General features: G+C 67.8%; 12 protein-coding genes and 1 pseudogene. 1 reads left to right on the forward strand and 12 read right to left on the reverse strand.

Annotated features, from left to right (window positions below; all coding sequences use genetic code 11):
- The 6 genes and pseudogenes from Acor_RS31110 to Acor_RS31130 all read right to left on the reverse strand — a co-directional run.
- On the reverse strand, positions 1 to 1,226 hold a 1,226-nt coding region (locus Acor_RS31110; RefSeq protein WP_246239378.1), incomplete at its 3' end, for a condensation domain-containing protein.
- A gap of 282 nt (positions 1,227 to 1,508) precedes the next feature.
- Positions 1,509 to 1,838: pseudogene (locus tag Acor_RS46435) on the reverse strand (condensation domain-containing protein); the annotation flags it as partial.
- Positions 1,838 to 2,452, reverse strand: a complete 615-nt coding sequence (locus tag Acor_RS31115; protein WP_155340339.1) for a DUF6875 domain-containing protein — start codon at positions 2,450 to 2,452, stop codon at positions 1,838 to 1,840. The pseudogene Acor_RS46435 and the gene Acor_RS31115, both read right to left, overlap by 1 nt.
- Positions 2,449 to 3,738 (reverse strand): FAD-dependent oxidoreductase, encoded by a 1,290-nt coding sequence (locus tag Acor_RS31120; protein WP_246239379.1) that lies wholly within the window; start codon positions 3,736 to 3,738, stop codon positions 2,449 to 2,451. Before Acor_RS31120 ends, Acor_RS31115 begins: the two co-directional genes overlap by 4 nt.
- Positions 3,723 to 6,866: a non-ribosomal peptide synthetase gene (locus tag Acor_RS31125; protein WP_155340340.1), complete on the reverse strand. Its 3,144-nt coding sequence runs from the start codon at positions 6,864 to 6,866 to the stop codon at positions 3,723 to 3,725. Before Acor_RS31125 ends, Acor_RS31120 begins: the two co-directional genes overlap by 16 nt.
- Entirely contained in the window at positions 6,863 to 9,817 is a 2,955-nt protein-coding gene (locus tag Acor_RS31130) for a non-ribosomal peptide synthetase (protein ID WP_155340341.1), read from the reverse strand. Before Acor_RS31130 ends, Acor_RS31125 begins: the two co-directional genes overlap by 4 nt.
- Positions 9,818 to 9,947: 130 nt before the next feature.
- On the opposite strand from Acor_RS31130, the gene Acor_RS31135 reads away from it, so the two are divergent.
- Positions 9,948 to 13,427 carry an AMP-binding protein gene (locus Acor_RS31135; RefSeq protein ID WP_155340342.1) on the forward strand — a complete coding sequence of 1,160 codons (3,480 nt, stop codon included), beginning with the start codon at positions 9,948 to 9,950 and terminating at the stop codon, positions 13,425 to 13,427.
- Here Acor_RS31135 and Acor_RS31140 read toward each other — a convergent pair.
- The 6 genes from Acor_RS31140 to Acor_RS31165 form a co-directional block, all read right to left on the reverse strand.
- The gene (locus Acor_RS31140) at positions 13,420 to 14,199 is read right to left on the reverse strand and encodes an ABC transporter permease (protein WP_155340343.1); all 780 of its coding nucleotides are present in this window, start codon (positions 14,197 to 14,199) and stop codon (positions 13,420 to 13,422) included. The genes Acor_RS31135 and Acor_RS31140 overlap by 8 nt on opposite strands.
- Positions 14,196 to 14,921: an ABC transporter permease gene (locus Acor_RS31145; RefSeq protein WP_170317156.1), complete on the reverse strand. Its 726-nt coding sequence runs from the start codon at positions 14,919 to 14,921 to the stop codon at positions 14,196 to 14,198. Before Acor_RS31145 ends, Acor_RS31140 begins: the two co-directional genes overlap by 4 nt.
- 211 nt (positions 14,922 to 15,132) lie before the next feature.
- Positions 15,133 to 16,071, reverse strand: coding sequence for an ABC transporter ATP-binding protein (locus Acor_RS31150; protein WP_155340345.1), 939 nt, complete (start codon positions 16,069 to 16,071; stop codon positions 15,133 to 15,135).
- Positions 16,064 to 17,596, reverse strand: coding sequence for a glycoside hydrolase family 13 protein (locus Acor_RS31155; protein WP_155340346.1), 1,533 nt, complete (start codon positions 17,594 to 17,596; stop codon positions 16,064 to 16,066). The genes Acor_RS31150 and Acor_RS31155 overlap by 8 nt, the downstream gene beginning before the upstream one ends.
- Positions 17,597 to 17,643: 47 nt before the next feature.
- Entirely contained in the window at positions 17,644 to 18,618 is a 975-nt protein-coding gene (locus tag Acor_RS31160; RefSeq protein WP_155340347.1) for a carbohydrate ABC transporter permease, read from the reverse strand.
- Between the two features lie 13 nt (positions 18,619 to 18,631).
- Positions 18,632 to 19,486 carry a carbohydrate ABC transporter permease gene (locus tag Acor_RS31165; protein WP_246239380.1) on the reverse strand — a complete coding sequence of 285 codons (855 nt, stop codon included), beginning with the start codon at positions 19,484 to 19,486 and terminating at the stop codon, positions 18,632 to 18,634.
- Positions 19,487 to 19,547: the final 61 nt, after the last annotated feature.

Genomic DNA, 19,547 nt, shown 5'->3' on the forward strand with positions numbered 1-19,547 from the left:
GTGGTGAGGAGTTCGGTGATGCGGGCTGGGGGGTGGGTGGGGTCGAGGGGGAGGTAGGCGCAGTCGGTGCGGAGGATGCCGATGATGGCGGCGATGGCGTCGGATGAGGTGGGGAGGAGGACGCCGATGACGCTTCCTGGGTGGGGGTCCAGGGTTTGCAGGGCTTGGGATAGGCGGTCGGCTTGGCGTAGTAGGTCGGCGTAGGTGGTGGTTCCGGATTCGGTGATGACGGCGGGGGCGTGCGGGGTGGCTGCGGCCCTGGCTGCGATGAGGTCGGTAACCCGGGGGGCTTGGCTGGTGGGGATGGGGCTGGCGGGGATCGAGTCGGCGGGGATGGTCGTTAGGGGGATGTCCCAGATTCGGGTGTTGGGGGTGGTCGTGAGGGTGGCCAGGACTCGGAGGAGGTGGTGGCCTAGGCGGGTGATTGTGGGCGGGTCGAAGAGGTCGGTGGCGTAGTCGAAGTGCAGGTGGGTGGCTTCGGCGATCACTGTGAGGTCGAAGCGGGCGGGTGGGGCGGTGAGGGCCCAGGATTCGGCGGTCAGGCCGGGGGCTGGGTGTTGGGTGGATCCCGCTTCGCCGGTGACGAGCATGACCTGAAATATCGGGTTATAGCTGAGGGCTCTGCGTCTGCCCATCAGGTCCACGACCTCGTCGAAAGGCAGGGCGCGATGGTCGAGCCCGGACATGGTGGTTTCCCGAACCTGAGCTAGAACCTCACCGATGGCGGGATTGCCTTCCAGCCGGGTACGGAACGCAAGCGTGTTCACATAGAACCCGACCGACTGCTCCAAATCCGGATGATGCCGATCGCTGACCGGCGAACCGACGACGACATCGTCCACATCGGCCATCCGCGCCAGAACCACCGCAAGCGCGGCCATCACCACCATGAACGGCGTACCGTCCGCCCGCCGAATACCCTCCCCGATCTCGTCGGGCAATGGCAGCGAAACCCGATCCCCTCGGTAGCTCGCCCGGCTTGGCCGTACCCGATCGGTCGGCAACGGCAGAAACCCAGGCGCGCCCGCGAGCTCCCCCCGCCAGTACTCAGCCTCCGCAGCGTCCCTCCGCCCCGCGGCCCACACCGCGTAGTCGGGAAACTGAATTTTCACCTCGGGAAGACCCTCGCCCCGATAGAGCGCGTAAACCTCCCCGAAGATCACCCCCACCGTCTCGCCATCAGAGATCAAATGGTGCAGGCACAACACGAACACATGCTCATCCACCCCCGTCTTCACCAGCAAAGCCCTGATCAGCGACCCCGACCCAAGCTCAAAACCCCGCCCAAGAAACTCAACGACCCGCCCACCGATCCCAGACCCCGGCTCCGCGCCTTCCGCGATCCCCAAGACAGGATTCACGCCTTCCGCGATGCCTGAACCCGAATCCGCGCCTCCCACATTCCCTGAACCCGGCTTCGAGCTTTTCGGGATTCCTGCGGCCGAGTCGAAGCATTCCGGAACCGAGTTGCCATGAGGATCGATTTCCTGTGATCCCTGGCCGCTCCCCTCTGTAACGTCCGCGTATTCCAGTACCGAGCCGGCGTGAGAGTGGACCTTCTGGGTTGGGTGGCCGTTTTCTTCGGTGATGGATGTTCGGAGGGCTTCGTGGCGGTTGACGACTTTGGTGAGGGATTCGGTGAGGAGGGTGGGGTTGAGTGGGCCGGTTAGGCGGTGGGCGGCCCAGCAGAGGTAGGTGTCGGGGTTCGGGTTGGTTTGGGAGAGGAACCAGAGGCGTTCCTGGGCGGGGGTGAGGGGGATGGGGGCTTGCGGATCGCGAGGCGGGATCGTGGTGCGGGTCGCTGATACTCGGGCTATTCGCGCGCGTAAGCCGGCCATCAGGTGATCACCACGTCGCGGAGATGGGCGGGGACGTGGTCGCCGAAGATGGCGCGGTATGCCTGGACGTGTTCGGGGTCGTCTGCCAGGAACGGCAGGTCGGTGGCGACCATGTGGCGGATGACCAGCATCGGCACAGGGCTCGCGAGCGGACGTAAGAGCGGGTTCCACAGGCCGGCTTTGTCGGGCGGGCCGTCGTGGAATTCCCCGATCATGAGGCCGTCCAGCACGTAACGGTCCTTGAGACGCTTCTGGGCGGCGTCGATGAGCTCCAACTCGCCGTACGCACCAGGGAAGAGGATCAGGATCGCGGTGTGGAGAGAGTCCGGCTCGTCCCGCGGAGCCAACTCGGTGAACCACGCTCGGTAGGGTTCGACCGCCTTCACCACCTCATCCACCGTCCCCGGCGCACCAGACCACACAGCCAGATGGAAGCGATTCCGGTCGATCGAGGACTGCGCGTACGGGCAGACCGGGCCGCGGCGGCCGAGGTCGGGGTGCGGGTTGCAGAGGTATTCGCGGGCCCAGTCGGCCACTGCGCGCAGGTGGCGGTGGTCGCCGACCTCGGTCACGTCGTAGAGGCGGAGCGCGGGGTCGCCGGAGTGGATGATCACTGCACGTGCCTCCTGCGTTTCCATGCCGCCAGGACGGCTGCGCCGGCGAGCAGCCCGGCCAGCGCGGTGCGCAGGACCAGCCGGTCCTGGGCTCGGGCGCGGTCAAGCGCGTCGCCGTACGGCATGGTGGTGTGGCTGATCATGGTGTAGAGGGGGTGCCAGCGGCCGGGGAAGGCGCGGCTGAGCAGGGTGTCCAGTTGCTTTTTTGCGCGGTGGAGTGGGGAGCGCAGGCGGTCGCGGAGTTCCACGAAGTTGTCCTCGGAGAGGTCGGCGAGGACGTCGGTGTGCGGCTTTCTGGCCCGCTGGTAAGCGGCGAAGGCGGCGGCGCGGTCGGCCGGGTGGGCCGCCAGGCAGGTGTCGAGGACGACGCAGTCCTCGAAGGCGGAGTTCATGCCTTGTCCGTAGAAGGGGTACACGGCGTGGCAGGCGTCGCCGATCAGGACGACGCGGTCGGCGTGGCGCCAATGGGAGGTGCGTACCGTGACCAGGTGGCCGACCGGGTTGGCGGCGAACTGGTCGGCCAGGTCGGGAATCTCGGCGGACGGGAAGTTCCTCCGGAAGAAGCCGGGCACGTCGGGAAGTGCGGCCAGTTCGGCGTACGGCATGAAGAGCGTGCAGGTGAGGGAGGCGTCCACGTTGGGGTGGGCGACCATGAGGCCGCGTTCGCCGGGCCAGACGTGCAGGGCTTCGAGGTGGTCGGTTTTGGGGAGGTGGAGTTCCTTGTAGCCCCAGTCCAGGAAATCCTGGCGGAAATCGGCGGGCAGGCCGCGGTGAGTTTCCTGGCGTACGGTCGAGAACGCGCCGTCGGCGCCGACGATGTAGTCGGGGGTGAGCCGGCCGTGGCCGGTGACGGTGAGGGCGGGGATGTCGCGTTCGATGCCGGTGCAGGGGGCGTTGAAGTGGAATCGCACGTTCGGGGCGGCTTGTTCGACGAGGACGCGGGCCAGGACGTCGCGGCGGATCGAGTAGAGGATCTCGGTGGGATCCTGGCCGTACGGCTGGAAGAAGGGTTCGCCGTCGCGGGGGTGCACGTAGCGGCCGCGCATGGGGACGGTGTGCGGGCGCACGCTCTCCCACAGGCCGGCCAGGCGGAGGGCGCGGATGCCGCGGGCGGACAGGCCGAGGTTGATGGAACGGCCTTCGCTGGCGCTGCCCTGCCGGGGGTCGGCCCGGCGTTCGAAGACTTCGACGCGGTGGCCGCGGGCGGCGAGGTAGATCGCCAGGAGTGAGCCGGCCAGGCCGGCGCCGACGATCGCGACGTGGTCGCCGGTCAGGGGGTCGGGCACCGTTCCGCCTCCTCCAGGATGGCCTCGACGGCCTGGGCGAATTCGGCGACCGTACGCCGGGTGAAAATGGTGCGGACGGGGATGGTCAGGTCGGCGGCGTGGCGGATGCGGGCGATCACGCGGGTGGCGAGCAGGGAGTGGCCGCCGAGGGTGAAGAAGTCGTCGCCGGCGCCGACTCGGTCGAGGCCGAGGACGTCGGCCCAGATCTCGGCGACCAGTTCTTCGGCTTCGGAACGTGGGGGAATGTAGGCCGATGGGGAGGTTGTCGGCGCAGGGAGGGCGTTGCGGTCGAGTTTTCCGTTCGCGGTGAGGGGGAAGCCGTTGACGGTTACCCAATGGGTGGGAAGTAGATGCGGCGGCAACGCCTGCTGGGCGTATCGCCGCAGGTCATCGTGGCTGGCACTGCCTGCGATGTACGCGACGAGATCCCCGTCCCGCGTGACGACGACCGCTTGCTCAACTGCCGGATGGCCAGCCAGGCAGGACTCGATCTCGCCCGGTTCGACCCGATAACCGCGAACCTTGACCTGGTCGTCGAACCGTCCGAGGAACTCCAGCTCGCCGTTGCGAAGCCACCGAACCCGGTCACCGGTCCGATACACCCGCGAACCCGGCGGCCCGGCGGCGTCGGGGACAAATCGGTCCGCTGTCAGCCGTGCCCGCCCGAGATATCCCCGCGCGACACCGACACCGCCGATGAGCAGCTCCCCCGCCACCCCGACCGGAACCCGCTCGCCATACTCGTCGACCACCCGAACGGTGGTCTCCCCGATCGGCCGCCCAATCGGCGGATTCCCCGCCTCCCCGCACAATTCCGCCGCCGTCGCGACGACCGTCGCCTCCGTCGGGCCATACGTGTTGACCAGCCGGACCCGATCACCGAACCGCTGCCGCCACCGCGACACAGCCTCGGCCGAAACCTGCTCCCCACCCAGAATGACCAGCCGCAACCCCTCCGGCCAGGCCACTCCATCAAGATCCCGAACCAGCTCATGCCAGCACGCCGTGGGCAGATCCAGCACCGTGACCCGCCGCCCCCCGGGCGTCCTCAAGAAGTCCGGAAAACTCCGTCCCCCATCCGGCACCATGACCACCGCGGCCCCCGCCGCCAACGCCGGAAAGATCTCCTCCACATGCGCGTCAAAACTCAACGCCGCAAACTGCGCAACCCAATCCCCCGGCCCCAGCCCGTACTCCGCCACCATCCACCGCACCCGAGCAGCCACACTCCGCCGCTCAACCACGACACCCTTGGGCACCCCAGTCGACCCAGACGTATAAATCACATAAGCGGCACCCGACCCCGCGGACGACGTTTCCGGAAATATCAACTCATCCGCTCGCCCACCACCACCCAAACCACCCGACTCGACGACCAGCGTCGCCCCGCTGCCACCCGATTCGATGGTCAGCCTCGCCCCGCAGCCACCGGCCAGCCCCGCCTCCCTGCCACCCAAACCAACCGACTCGACGGTCAGCCCCGCCTCGCTGTCACCCACGCGACCCGACTCGACGGTCAACCTCGCTTTGCTGTCACGCAGAAGGTAGGCGACTCGATCGTCGGGATACTCCGGATCAATGGGCAGATAAGCAGCCCCCACCCGCCAGATCCCCAGCAGCGTCGGCACCACCTCAAGCGTCCGACCGAGGCGAACCCCCACCACATGCCCCGGTCCAACACCACGCTCGCGCAGCTCTGCGGCAACCTCATCAACACGACGGACGAGATCCCGATAAGTCAGGTGCTGACCATCGCACTCAACGGCGACGCAGTCCGGTGCACCGGTCAGCCCAGTGAATTCACCGATGACCCCCGCCCCACTGGTCAGCACGCCCAACTCCGAAGAAATCGTCGGCAAGCCGGTTTGTTGGTTGTCGAGCTGGATCAGTTCGGGCGTGGGAATGACGGCGAGGCGGCTGATCCTGTTGTGGGGGTGGGTGCTGATTGCGGTCAGGAGGGTGAGGAAGCGGTCGGTTAGGGCGGTGATGGATTCGGGGGTGAAGAGGTCGGTGTCGTAGGTGAAGGTGAGGCCGGTTTGGGTGGGGCCTTGGTAGATGTCGAGGGAGATGTCGGTTTTGGCGGTGGCTAGGCCGGAGTCGAAGATTTCTACGGTCAGGTCGGCCAGGCGGGGGCGTTCGGATTGGGTGCGGAGGTACATGAACATTGCTTGGAAGGGGGCGCCGAAGGGGAGTTCGCCCTGGTCGTAGGCGCGGAGGGCGGTATTGCGGGTGGTTCGGAGGTGGTCGCGGAAGGGGGTGTGGCCGGAGATGTCGGCGCGGAGCATGATCAGGCCGGTGAAGTAGCCGATCAGGGGTTCGGTGTCGACGCGGGTGCGGCCGATGATCGGGGTGGCGATGGTGATGTCGCGCTGGCCGGAGTGGCGGGCCAGGAGGATCTGGAAGGCCGCGAGGTAGACCATGAAAATGGTGGCGCGTTCCGCCCTGGCCAGGGATTCGAGTGCGGCGACGAGGTCGGGCGGGATCTCGTGGTGGATCTGGGCGCCTCGGGTGGAGCGGGTAGCCGGGCGAGGGTGGTCGGTGGGGAGCTCCAGGGGCGGGGCGTCTTTTAGGGCTTCTGTCCAGTACGTCGTGCGACTGGCGGTGGCTTCGTCACGCGAACGGCGTACATGGTCGGCGTAGCGGATGGGGAGGGGTGGGAGGGGGAACGGGCGTCCGGCGATGAAGGCTTCGTAGCAGTCGGCCAGTTCGCGGAGCAGGATGTCGACCGACCAGCCGTCGGCCACGATGTGGTGCAGGACCAGGCAGAGCACGTGATCGCCGGGCGCGAGCCGAAACAGGGTGAACCGGGCTACCGGCCCGTCGGCCAGGTCGAAGGGCTGGTTGGCCTGGTCGGCCACCAGATCACGGACCGTTTCGATCGTGGCTTCACGCGTGTGGAGCGGGATGTCGTCGAGCACGATGACGCAGGCGGGCGTGCCGTCCTCCTCGGTGAAGCGGCTGCGCAGCACGTCATGGCGGGTAACGATCTCGGCCAGCGCGCGCCGCAACTCCGTACAGTCGAGGGCACCGTGGATTCGCAGCGCGATCGGCATGTTGTAGGACGCGTCCGCCGGATCGAGACGATGCAGGAACCAAAGGCGTTCCTGGCCGGGAGTGAGCGGGGTCATGCGTGGCCGCCTCGATCACTGACCACGGCGGCGATGCCGGCGATCGTGGGCGTGTCGAAGAAGGCATAGAACGGGACGTCGACGTCAAATCGGTCCCGGATCCTCGCCGCGATCTGGGCGATGGTGAGGGAATGGCCGCCGAGGTCGAAAAGGCTCTCCTCGGGGTCGATGCCATCCATACCCAACACCTCCGCCCAGATCTCCGCGACAGCGGCTTCCGGCGACACGCCCGTTGCGGGCGCGGCCGGGGCGGCGGGCTCGTCGTGCCGGGGCAGGGCGGCACGGTCGAGCTTGCCGTTCGGGGTCAGCGGCAGCGCGTCGAGCTCGACGAACGCGGCGGGCACCATGTACGCGGGCAACTGCCTGGCCAGATGACGCCGCAACTCAGAGCCACCACCGACGGTGTAAGAGACAAGCTTTCCGTCCTGTACGGCGACCGCCGCCTCCTTCGCGTACGCGAGCAGGCACGCCTCGATCTCGCCGAGTTCGATCCGGTGGCCACGGAGTTTGATCTGATTGTCGGTACGCCCCAGGAACTCCAGCTCGTCGCCGCGAAGCCGGACGCGGTCGCCGGTCCGGTACATCCGTACCGGTTCCGAGCGGAAACGTTCCGCGGTCAGTTCGGGCCGGTTGAGATAGCCACGGGCGAGTCCGGCCCCGGCGATGTACAGCTCGCCAGGGACACCGGCGGGGACCGGGGCGAGGTTGTCGTCGAGGATGTGCAGCTGGGTGTTGGCGAGCGGGCGTCCGATGCTGATCCGTGCGGGATCGGACGGAATGTCGGCGATGGTGGACCAGATGGTGGTCTCGGTCGGGCCATACATGTTGAGTAGCCGCCCAACCCGGGGCCTGAGCTGCACGGCCAGCGGCAACGGGAGCGCTTCACCCCCGGTCAGAGCGGTTCCGTCGAAGGCGAACCCGGCATCCAGGAGCAGCCGCCAGGTGGACGGAGTGGCCTGCAGGTGAGTGACCGCGTGCTGCTTTGCGAGTTTCGTCAGAGCCGCGCCATCGGCGGTGTCCGGCTCGGCTGCGATGACGACCGAACCTCCCGTGATCAGCGGAAGCCACAGCTCCAACGCGGAGATGTCGAAGGACAGCGAGGTCACAGCCATCCAGACATTTCCCGCTTTGGCGTCAAGCTCGTCCCGCATCGCCAGCAGCAGGTTGGTCAGCGCACCATGCCCGATCTCAACACCTTTGGGACGACCGGTGGAACCCGACGTGTAGATCACATACGCGAGGTGGTCCGCGGATCCATCAAACGCAGTGGAAGCGAGCTCGCCCAGCCCGGCACCATCGGACGCCGTAGACAGCTCGCCCAACGCGGCAACTTCCAACGCCGTGAGCGCAGGCTCGTCGAGCCGGACCAGGGTCGCGCCCGTCAGTCGCGTGCCCGGGTCGGCGAGCAGAACCTTCGCGCCCGAGTCGGCCAAGATGTAGTCCAACCGCTCGGCTGGGTACGCGGGATCGAGCGGCAGATACGCGGCCCCCGCCTTCCAGCAGGCCAGTACGCCTGCCACCAGCCGCTCCGACCGTCCGGCGGACAGCGCGACCAGGTCACCGTCCCTGACCCCCGCCGTCCGAAGCCGTTCCGCCAGCTGCCCCGAGAGCAGATCCAACTCGGCATAGCTCAGCCGGGCATCCCCGCTGACCACCGCGACGGCATCCGGTGCGTCGGCGACCTGCTCCCCAAACAACTCCAGGGCGCTCACCTGCGGGTATGCCGTATCCACCCCCGCCACGACCGTTCCATCGGCGACATCCAACTCCTGCAACGCCGTGTCCGGATTTTTCGTGACCTGCGCGAGAATTGCCTGCCAATGCGCGGCGATCCGCTCCACGTCGGCACGAGCGATCGACCTCGGCGGAAACTGGAACATGACGCCGAGCCCATCCGGCCCATCCACCAGGTGAATCCGCAGGGCATTGCGCGCGGTCTCGTTGAAGACCACCCAATCCACCGCCATCCCCGGCGGCGGCGCGATCCGCCGACGGTAGGTCAGTGACACGGGCGCGAGCGAAACCCCAGGCCGAAGCCCCGAAACAGCCCGGCCCAGCGGAACTTCGCGAACCCGATATAGCTCCCGCAGATTCGCCCGCACCAACCGGGCGAACTCCGCGAAGCCCATCGCCGGCGACGGCTCAGAAGCGAACGGCAACTCGTTCACGTACACACCGATATGGCCACGCGCCTCCGCAGGCCGTACCCCAAGATCCAGGGCGGTCACCGGGCGCTCGTTGCCGTATCTGCGCAGGAGCGCGTGCACGCTCGCGACGACCAGCTCGAACCGCGTCACCCCGAGCCGCTCCGCGGCGTCCCCGAGCACGGATTCGGGCAGCCGGAACTCGACCGCCTCGCCCTCCTGAACCTCCTGGTCCGGCCGGTCGAACCCGGGCAGAACCACCTCGTCCGGCTCCGCCCACCGCCCCGACCAGTACGCCCGCGCCGCCGGCACCCCCGCCGCGACCCGCGCCGCCTCCCGATCGGGATCCTCCCCCGGCCCGAACACCGGCAGCTCCGGCGGGAACCCCGCCACCTCGGCCCGGTAACACTCGGCGAGATCGGCCACGAAGACGTCGGTCGACTGCCCGTCGAAGGCCAGGTGGTGCACCACGACGAGCAGCCGCCCGTCGTCGAGCAGGCTCAGCCGGGCCAGCGGCCCGCGCTCCAGGTCGAACGGCAGGGCGATCTCCATACCCGGATCCGAACCGAGCTCGACCCGGACCGGTTTCCCCTCCACCAGGTACGGAACCCCGTCCGACTGCCGGACCGCGGCCCGGAGCATCGGATGCCTGGCCACCACGCGCGCGCACGCGCGGCCGAGCGCCTGAACATCGACCGGACCGGCGAACCGGACCGCGAACGGCATGTGATGCACCGCCCCCAGGTCACTGAGCTGCTCGTTGAACCAGATGCCGCTCTGCGGGACAGAGATTCGAACGTGTTCCATTGAACCGCCCCAACGATCGCTTATTTCGTGAGTATGACTAGAAATTGCATCTGTTTGCTAGATACTTGTGATGATTCGTTCGGGATGGTTTACTCCGAGAGATCAATCACGGCTGCGGAAGAGGCAGGCGATGACCGTCACACTCCCCGGGCTGCTCCGGGCAAGAGCCAGGGAGCAACCGTCAAGACCGGCTCTGAGCTGCGACGACAGCGCGCCTCTGAGCTTCGGGGAATGGGACGAACGGGCTGACGCCACCGCGTCCGCCCTCCTCGGACGCGGTCTCACCACCGGAGACCGGGTCGGCCTGCTGTTCGAGAACGAGCGCTGGACGGACTACGCGGTCACCTTCCTGGGCGTCCTCCGCGCGGGCGGCGTGGCGGTCCCCCTCCCGGCCCGCCAATCCCCGGCCACCCTCCAGCTGATGATCGACGACTGCCAGGCCCGCTGGATCCTGGACCAACCTCTCGACCCCAAAGCACCCGAACACCCGAACGTCGTTCCGGTAGGGACCAACCTTGGGATCACCCAACTCGACCTCGGACCGAACCACCCGCCAGGCCTCGTCCCGGCAAGCAAGGGCATACAGCCCGTCCTCAGGGGCGCCCTGTGGGGAAGCCGTGAGGAGCCGTTGGTCGAGCCGGGTGATTTGGCGCAGATTCTCTACACGTCAGGGACGACGGGGCGGCCCAAAGGGGTGGCGGCCAGTCATGCCAATTTGGCGTTCGGGCATCGGCCGCATCCGGCTTATCGGATGTTGTCGCATTCGGAGCATTTTCTGCATGCGTTTCCGATTGGTACGAACGCGGGGCAGATGATGCTCGTCAACACGCTCGTCGCGCATCCGGCGGCGGTCGTCGCGTCGGTGTTCGAGGCGGAGCGGTTCTGCGCGTTGATCGCGGAACGTCGGGTCGGGACGGTGTTCCTGGTTCCGTCGATGGCCGTTGACCTGCTGAATTCGGGAGCGTGGCAGCGACATGATCTGTCTTCTGTGCTTCTGCTCAGTTCATCGGCGGACGCCCTTCCTCCGCATGTGGCGGTCGCGCTTCCCGAGGCTTTCCCGAAGGCCACGATCGTGAACTTCTACACCTCGACCGAGGCGGTGCCGGCCCAGACGACGATGATCGTTGATCCGGGGCGGCCGCATTCGGTGGGGCGGGCGACCGAGTCGGGAGATCTCAGGATCACCGGCGAGGACGGGGGGACGGCCGGGGTCAGGGAAGTCGGGGAGGTGTGGTTGCGGGCGCCCGCCGCGCAGCGGTCGTACTACGGGGATCCGCAGGCGAGTGAGCGGGTGTTCCAGCGGGGCTGGACGCGGATGGGGGATCTTGGATACCTCGACAAGGACGGCTATCTGTATCTGATCGGGCGCGAGTCCGACGTGATCAAGTCGGGTGGGTTGAAGATCTCGACGTTGCAGGTCGAGGCGGCGGTGCGGGAGCATCCGGCGGTGTCCGATGTGGCGGTGCTGGGGGTACCGCATCCGGTGATGGGGGCGATGGTGGCCGCGGCCGTGGTGTCGCAAAGCCCGATCGGGGCCGACGAGCTCCGGACGTTTCTGCATCAGCGACTGGCTCGCAATGAGATTCCCACGCGGTACGCCTTCGTCGACGTGTTGCCCCGGAACGAGCTGGGCAAGGTCGTCAAGGGTGAACTGCGGGAGTTGTTCACGGTCACGCGAAGTGCCGGGGGACGGCCGTTGGAGACCCCCGGGCAGCAGGCGCTTGCCCGGCTGTGGAGTGGAGTGCTCGGCCTACCGGTCACCAGTCCCGATGACGACTTCTTCGCGCTCGGCGGCGATTCACTCAAAGCGAGTCAGCTCGCCACCCGGACGGCTGCGGAGTTCGGTGTCGAAGTCCCTGGCACCCTCGCCTTCGACCATCCGACCCTGGCAAGCCAAGCCGAGCAACTCCTCATACACACGCCCACCCAGGACACGACATATCCAGAAATGTCGCCCGAGCTGGGCGGGCTGTCCGGGGTTCAGGAGCACTGGTGGCACTGGATGCACGCCACCCCCGAAACCCGGCACATGCCGCCCGTCCACGTCGCCGTCCAGATCGACGGCACGCTCGATCCAACACTCCTCAACCTCTGCCTGGCCGAACTCACCCGAAGACACGAAGCCCTGCGAACCGTCTTCAGAGCCGGCCAAGCCATCACAGCCCCAGACTCCGACATCCGCGTCACCCTCCACGAAGCACGTGATCTCCCCGAAGCCGGCCGACTCGCCGCCGACCTCGTGCGCGCCCCCTTCGACATCGGCCGGGGCCCTCTACTCCGCGCCGCCCTAATCCGCCTCCCCGGCGGACCCAAGAGCGACGCGGCAGAACCCGCCGCCGGTGGCGGCCTTTACCGGGATTGCGGCCCCACCGGCGGCACGGGTTCAACCACCAACACCAACCCCACCGAACCAAGCAACAGCGCCGGACCCACCAACGGCAGAGGACCAGCCAACGGCAGAGGACTAGCCAACGGCAGAGGACCCGCCAACCGCGACGGTGGCGTACGGCCCACCAGCGGCGCGGAATCGGCCGTCCTCGTCCTGGCCGCCCACCACATGATCTTCGATGGTTGGTCGGCGGGGGTCCTCTTACGCGAACTGGGCGTCCTTTACTCGGCTTTCAGCCACGGAGCCCCTTCGCCCCTCCCGCCGCCTACCCAGTACGCCGAATTCGTCGCCTTCGAGCACCGCGAATGGCACCGAACCCGCCCTCACTGGACGAGCACCCTGGCGGGAGCCCCCAGCACTCTCCCCCACCTCCCCGGCCGCTCCCCCACGGTGACCCTCTGCGCCGCGATTTCCCACGATTTCACTATTCCTCCCGTGCGTGACCTGGCCACCCGCCACAACGCCACCCCCGCCATGGTCCTGGCCGCCGCCTGGGCCACGACCCTGAGCGCCTGGTCCGGCTCCCCCGAAATCGTCCTCGCCACCCCAGTGACCGGCCGCTCCCGCCCCGAATTCCAAGCCACCATCGGCTGCCTGTTCCGCTGGAACCTCCTCCGCGTCCGCCTCGACGACGACACCACCGATCGAGCGCCCAACGGCGAAGACCCCACCAGGCGAGATACCGCCAGCGAAGCCAGCCACGAAAGCAACGACGAACGCGTCCGTGAAGGTATCCACGAAGGCGTCCCTCAAAGCATTCGCGAAGACGGCGCTGGAGACATCCACGAACGCGTCCCTGAAGACGTCCCTCAGGGCGTCCGTGCGGGCGTACCTGAAGGCGCCCGTGATGACGTCCCTCGGGGCGTCCGTGCGGGTGTCATCGCGCAGGTGCGGCAGGCCGCGCTTGTCGCCAACGACCACCAGTTCCACAGTTTCGCGCGGCTGCACGACCTGGTCCCCTACCCGGCGTACTTCCGCTTCGAAAGCTGGGGCCGTCCGGCGCACCTTCCCGGACTGCCGTCTCAGGAGTTCGTCATTCCCGCCGGGCCGGTTATGGAATGGCGTCTCGCCGACGACGATCCGGATACCCACCCGCCCGAGCTCCTCGTCACCGAGCGCCCGGACGGCTCGCTCACCGGGTCGATGATCTTCAATAAGCACGCCTACCGGCAGCAGGACATGGCCGAGTTGGCGGAAGCATTCGTCGGCGTGCTCAGCTAGTCAGCAATCGTCCCCACCGGCGGCGTGCCCAGGTCAGGAAGAGCGTGCCGAACACGATCAGGTATGCCGCGTTCAGTAGCAGGCTGGGGCCGAGGCGGCCGAGGGCGAGGCCGCGGACGAGTTCGATGGCGTGGTAGAGCGGGAGGGCTTCGACCAGGAGTTGGACTGGCTCGGGGTAGACCGTTACCGGGTAGAAGGTGGTGGCGAAGAGGAACATCGGCAGCATTATCAGCTGCATGTACTGGTAATCGTGCCAGCCTCGGACGTACCCGGTGAAGGTCAGGGAGGCGGCGCCGAAGGCGAAGCCGATGAGGAGGCCGGCGGGGACGGCGAGGAGGATCCAGGGGGATTGCACCAGGCCGAAGGCGGCGATGACGGCGAGGAAGCCGGTGCCGGTGATCAGGGCGCGGAGCATGCCCCAGAGGACCTCGCCGGTGACCGCGCCCGTGACGGTGACGGGGGTGACGATCAGCGAGTGGTAGAAGCGGTCGAAGGCCAGCTTGGCGTAGGCGGACTGGCCGGTTTCTTCCAGGGCGCTGTTCATCATGGCTGTGGCGAGCAGGGCGGGGGCGACGTACACGGCGTAGGGAACCTCGACGCCGGGGACATCACCGACCAGGCCGCCGATGCCGACGCCGATGGCCAGCAGGTAGAGGATGGGTTCGAAGATGGAGAAGAGCGCCATCGTCCACGGGCTGCCGCCCTTGTGCACCCAGAGGTTCCGCAGCACCACCAGGTGCGCGCCCCCGGCGCGGGGCAGGGTAGGGATCATGCGTGCAGGCTCCTCCGGAAGGTGACCCGGCCGATCAGCGCCCCGGCGATCGCCAGCCCGGCCAGATATCCGGCGTGCACCAGGCTCGGGCCGAGCGACGCGGTCCCGAGGGCGAGCGTCCGGCACAGGTCGACCCCGTGCCAGAGCGGCGTGATCCGCGCCAGGGTCTCCAGCGGCTCGGGCAACTGGGCGATGGAGAAGAAAGTGCCGGAGAACAGATAGAGCGGCATCACGACGAATCGGAACACGGTGTTGATCTGCGAGATGTCGCGCGCGGTGACCGCCCACGCGGCCAGCGGCGTGGCGAAGGCGAGGCCGGTCAGCGTGGCGGCGAGCGTGATCACCACCCCCACCGCGACGCTCTCGATCAGCCCGAACAGCGCCATCGCCACGACGAACGCGCCCGCGCTGATGAAGAGCCGCAGCGTGATGAAGATCAGATGCCCGGCGAAGATCTCCCCGGGTTCGAGCGGCGTCGCCGCGGCGGTCGGATAGATCCGCTCCCGCCGCAGCGCGCTGTTGACCACGAACCCGCCCTCCACGAACGCGTTCTGCAGCGCGGCCGCCGCCAGCAGCCCCGGCGCGAAGAACGCCAGATAGGACGCACCCTCCACCGGCTCCTGAACGAGCGTCCCAAGCCCGGCCCCGATCGCCAGCAGAAACAGGATCGGATTGGCGACACTCACCACGATGGTGCCCTGCCACGTCCGCCGATACCTCATCAGCCAGTACGCCAAGGCCCGAAAGGCCATAACCTGCCCGCCGCCCGTCATACCGCGCACCCTTCGGGCACAGACAAGGACCACCTGACTCCGCCGCGCGTCATAGCGTGCGCCCCTCGGGCATGAAGTACGACCGGCTGGCCCTGCCGCCCGCCCCTTCGGGGCATACAGAAGGACCCTCTGCCATCGGCCATACGCCGATAAATCATCATCAGTCTGTGAGAGATCGGCCGGTCAGGCGGAGGAACACGTCCTCCAGGCCGGCCCGGCGGACGAGGGCGGTCAGGGGGCGTATGCCCAGTTCGGTCGCGCGGGCCAGGGCCTGTTCGCCGTCGTCGGCGTACCAGAGCAGGCGGTCCGGCAGTACTTCGACCTGTTCGCCAAGCTCGCGGCCGATCTTCTCGTGTTCGCCCGGTGGGAACCGCAGTTCCAGCACCTCCCGGGTGACATGCCGCTCGATCAGCTCGCGCGGTGACCCTCCGTCCGCGATGAGCCCCTTGTCCATCACCACCAGCCGATCGCAGAGCTGCTCCGCCTCGTCCATGTAGTGCGTGGTGAGGATCAGCGTCACCCCGTCCTGCTTCAGCCGGAACAACCGTTCCCACAGCACGTGCCTGGCCTGTGGGTCCAGCCCGGTCGTCGGCTCGTCCAGCAGCAGGATCTCGGGGTCGTTGATCAGCGCCCTGGCGATGGTGAGCCGCCGCCGCATCCCGCCGGACAGGTTCTCCACCCGTTCCCCGGCCTTGTCCTCCAGCCGGGCGAACGCCAGCAGCTCGCCGGCCTTCGTTCGGACCGCCCGCCGGGACAGGCCGAAGTACAGCCCGTACACCAGCAGGTTCTCCTCGACGGTGAGCTGGGTGTCGAGGGAGTCGTCCTGGGGGACGACGCCGAGCCTGGCCCGGACCCGGCGGCCGTCGGCGACCGGGTCCAGGCCGAGGATGCGCAGCGTGCCGGCGGTGGGTGCGGAGACCCCGGCGAGCATGCGCATGGTGGAGGATTTCCCGGCGCCGTTCGGGCCGAGAAAGCCGAACGCCTCGCCCCGGTGCACCCGGAAGGCCACCCCGGCCACGGCGCGGAACGGCGTCCCCTGCCGGTTCCGCGCCGGGTATGTCTTCTCCAGGCCGGTCGCCTCGATGAGCGCCTCAGACAAGCCACACTGCCGTGTCGGTGGGCAGTTCTTCGCCTTCCAGCGGGCCGCTGGCCAGGAGAACGGAGGTGTGCGGCGGGAGCCGTACCGGCTCGGGACCGAGGTTCACCACGCAGGTGAGGCCGGATTCGCGGCTGAAGGCGAGGACCTCGGGAGCGGTGTCGAGCCAGGTCAGGGTGCCGTCGCCGAGCTGGTCGCGGCGGATGGCCAGGGCGCTCCGGTAGAGGGTGAGCATCGAGCCGAGGTCCTGGGTCTGGGCTTCGGCGGTGAGCTTGTTCCACGCCTCGGGCTGGGGCAGCCACGGTTCACCGGCGCCGAAGCCGAACGGCCGTTCGCCGCCGGACCAGGGCAGCGGAACGCGGCAGCCGTCGCGGCCGGGGATGGTGAAGCCGGAGCGCGACCAGATCGGGTCCTGGCGGAGTTCGCCGGGGATGTCGTCGACCTCGGGCAGGCCGAGTTCCTCGCCCTGGTAGATGTAGACGCTGCCGGGCAGCGCCATGGCCAGCAGCGCGGCCGCGCGGGAGCGCCGGTAGCCGAGCTCCAGGTCGGCGGGGACGCCGTCGCGGCGGGCGCCGTGGTCCCAGGAGGTGTCCTCGCGGCCGTAGCGGGTGACCACCCTGGCCACGTCGTGGTTGGAGAGCACCCAGGTGGGCGGCGCGCCGAGCGGGATGTGGGTGGTCATCGTCTCCTGGATGGAGCGGCGCAGCGCGGCCGGGTTCCACGGGCAGGCCAGGAAGTCGAAGTTGAAGGCGGTGTGCAGCTCGTCGGGGCGCAGGTAGCGGGCGAACCGCTCCTGGTCGGGGAACCAGACTTCGCCGATGAAGATGCGCCCGTCGTACTCCTCGGCCAGGCTGCGCCAGCTCCGGTAGACGTCGTGCACTTCGAGCTGGTCGGTGTATCCGTCGGGGTCGCCGCCGGCGAAGTCCTTGACGAGTACGGCGGCCGAGTCGATCCGGATGCCGTCCACGCCCCGGTCGAACCAGAAGCGCAGCACGTCGTGGAACTCCTGGTGGACTTCCGGGTTGGTCCAGTTGAAGTCCGGCTGTTCCGGCGCGAACAGGTGCAGGTACCACTGGCCGTCGGCGACCTGGCTCCAGGCGGGGCCGCCGAAGATGGACTTCCAGTCGCCGGGTTCGTCCTGGAACCAGAACCGGTTCCTGGCCGCGGAGCCGGGGCCGGCGGCGAGCGCCTCCTGGAACCATTGGCTCTGGTCGGAGCTGTGGTTCGGGACGACGTCGATGATGACCTTGATGCCGAGCTCGTGGGCTTCCTGGATGAACTTCTCGGCCTCCTCCAGGGTGCCGAAGGACGGTTCGATGTCGCGGTAGTCCGCGACGTCGTAGCCGCCGTCCGCCATGGGGGACGGGTACCAGGGGTTGAGCCACACGGCGTTGACACCGAGGTCGGCGAGATACGGCAGGCGACTCCGCAGGCCGGCGAGATCGCCGATTCCGTCGCCGTTGCCGTCGGCGAAGCTGCGCAGGTAGACCTGGTAAATCGCGGCCCCCCGCCACCACGTTTCGGGCATGCTGGAAACAACTCCTTTAGAGGTTGGGATTGCGGTCAGGTGGTTGTTCAGCCCTTGAGGCTGCCCGCCGTGAGACCGGCCATGATGCTGCGCTGGAAGATGAGGAAGACCACGATCGCCGGGATGCTCGCGATGAAGAGCGCGGCAATCAGGACATTCTGCGGCATCTGTGCAGAAAGCGACGAGATGCCGACACTGATTGACATCTTGTCGCTATCCGGCAGCACCAGAAGTGGCCACACGAAGTCCTTCCAGACGTTGACCACGGCGAGGATGGAGACCACGCCGATGATCGGCCGGGACACCGGCAGGACGACCGACCACAGGATCCGCAGCGGCGAGGCCCCGTCGATCTGGGCCGCCTCCAGCAGTTCACGTGGGATCGAGTCGAAGAAACGTTTGAGCAGGAAGATGAAGAACCCGTTGGCCGCCGCCGGGAGCCAGATGGCCCACGGGGTGTTCAGCAGGTTCCACCCCAGGATGGGGAGGTCTTTGACGGTCAGGTAGGCCGGCAGCAGGATCACCATCGGCGGGATCATCAGCGTGGACAGCATCAGCGCGAGCACGAGCCTGCCCAGCACCGGCCGCAGCTTGGACAGCGCGTAGGCGGCGGCCACGTCGAAGCCGAGCGTGAACAGCCAGGCGCCGCCCGCGTAGAGCAGGGTGTTCTTCATGAACAGCCCCAGGTCCAGCAGATCCCACGCCTCCGCCCAGACCCCCCAGTTCAGCGACTGCGGGAAGAACGTGGGCGGCACCTGGACGAGTTCCTCGGGCGACTTCATCGCGCCGGTGAACATCCAGTACAGCGGGAACACGAACGCGGCGGTGAAGGTGACGAGCACGAAGCCCATCACGGTCCAGTAGATGATCTTTCCACGGGTGGTGGTCAGCGTGTGCGGCGAGACCAGGCCGCGGAACTGCGGCCCCTCCCGCTTCCGCCCCGGCTTCCTGGCCCGCCTCGGGCGCGGCGCGGGCGCCTCCGGCCGCGACGCGGCCCGCTCCTGCACGGTGCTGTACGACATGCGCCCCTCCTCTCTAGGTCCGGTCCCGCGAAACACGCAGGTAGACGGCGGAGAACACGATGAGTACGAGCATCAGCATGAGGCCGAGCGCGCCACCCCCACCCCAGTTCCCGAAACTGAACGCGTACTGGTACATGAGGTACGCCACGGTGAGCGTGCCGTTCTCCGGACCGCCTCCGGTCAGCAGATACGGCTCGATGAACACCTGCATGGTGGCCACGATCTGCAGCAGCAGCATCACCAGCAGGATGAGCTTGGTCTGCGGGATCGTCACGTGCCAGATCCGCTTGAACAGGCCGGCGCCGTCCAGCTCCGCGGCTTCGTAGAGCTCGCTCGGAATGCTCTGCAGCGCGGCCAGGTAGATCAGCGTGCCGGTGCCCAGGTTCATCCAGGTGGAGACGATCACCAGCGAGAGCAGCGCGGTGTCGGTGGAGTCCAGCCAGGCCAGCGGGCCCAGGCCGAAGACGTCCAGCGCCTGGTTGAACAGGCCGGCGCCCGGGTCGTAGAACCACTTGAACAGCAGCACGGCCACCGCGGGCGGGAGCATCACCGGGAGGTAGACGATCAGGCGCAGGTAGGCGCGGGCGTGCCGCAGCTCGTTCAGGACGAGCGCGAACACGAACGGCACCACGTAACCGAAGACGAGCGCGAGCAGGGTGAACGTCGCGGTGTTCAGCCAGGCGGAGGCGAACGCCGAGTCGTCGATCACCGTCGCGAAGTTCTCGAAGCCGACCCACTCTGGCGGGTCGACGAAGTTCGTCTTCTGGAAACTGAGAATGAACTCCCGGACCATTGGATACCAGGAGAAGAAGGCGAAGCAGATCAGTGCCCCGCTGAGGAACCCGTAGGCCGTCAGGTTCCGGCTCACCGAGCGACGTGTCGCCCCAGGGGATCGTCGCCGCGATCCCTTCGCGGTGATTGTGCTCATC

It is taken from the genome of Acrocarpospora corrugata, assembly GCF_009687845.1.
Classification (GTDB): domain Bacteria; phylum Actinomycetota; class Actinomycetes; order Streptosporangiales; family Streptosporangiaceae; genus Acrocarpospora; species Acrocarpospora corrugata.

Bases quoted from the DNA above. Each gene is read 5' to 3' on its own strand.
- Acor_RS31125 (WP_155340340.1), bottom strand. From the start codon at position 6,866: ATGACCCCGCTCACTCCCGGCCAGGAACGCCTTTGGTTCCTGCATCGT.
- Acor_RS31130 (WP_155340341.1), bottom strand. From the start codon at position 9,817: ATGGAACACGTTCGAATCTCTGTCCCGCAGAGCGGCATCTGGTTCAAC.
- Acor_RS31135 (WP_155340342.1), top strand. From the start codon at position 9,948: ATGACCGTCACACTCCCCGGGCTGCTCCGGGCAAGAGCCAGGGAGCAA.
- Acor_RS31140 (WP_155340343.1), bottom strand. From the start codon at position 14,199: ATGATCCCTACCCTGCCCCGCGCCGGGGGCGCGCACCTGGTGGTGCTG.
- Acor_RS31145 (WP_170317156.1), bottom strand. From the start codon at position 14,921: ATGAGGTATCGGCGGACGTGGCAGGGCACCATCGTGGTGAGTGTCGCC.
- Acor_RS31155 (WP_155340346.1), bottom strand. From the start codon at position 17,596: ATGCCCGAAACGTGGTGGCGGGGGGCCGCGATTTACCAGGTCTACCTG.
- Acor_RS31160 (WP_155340347.1), bottom strand. From the start codon at position 18,618: ATGTCGTACAGCACCGTGCAGGAGCGGGCCGCGTCGCGGCCGGAGGCG.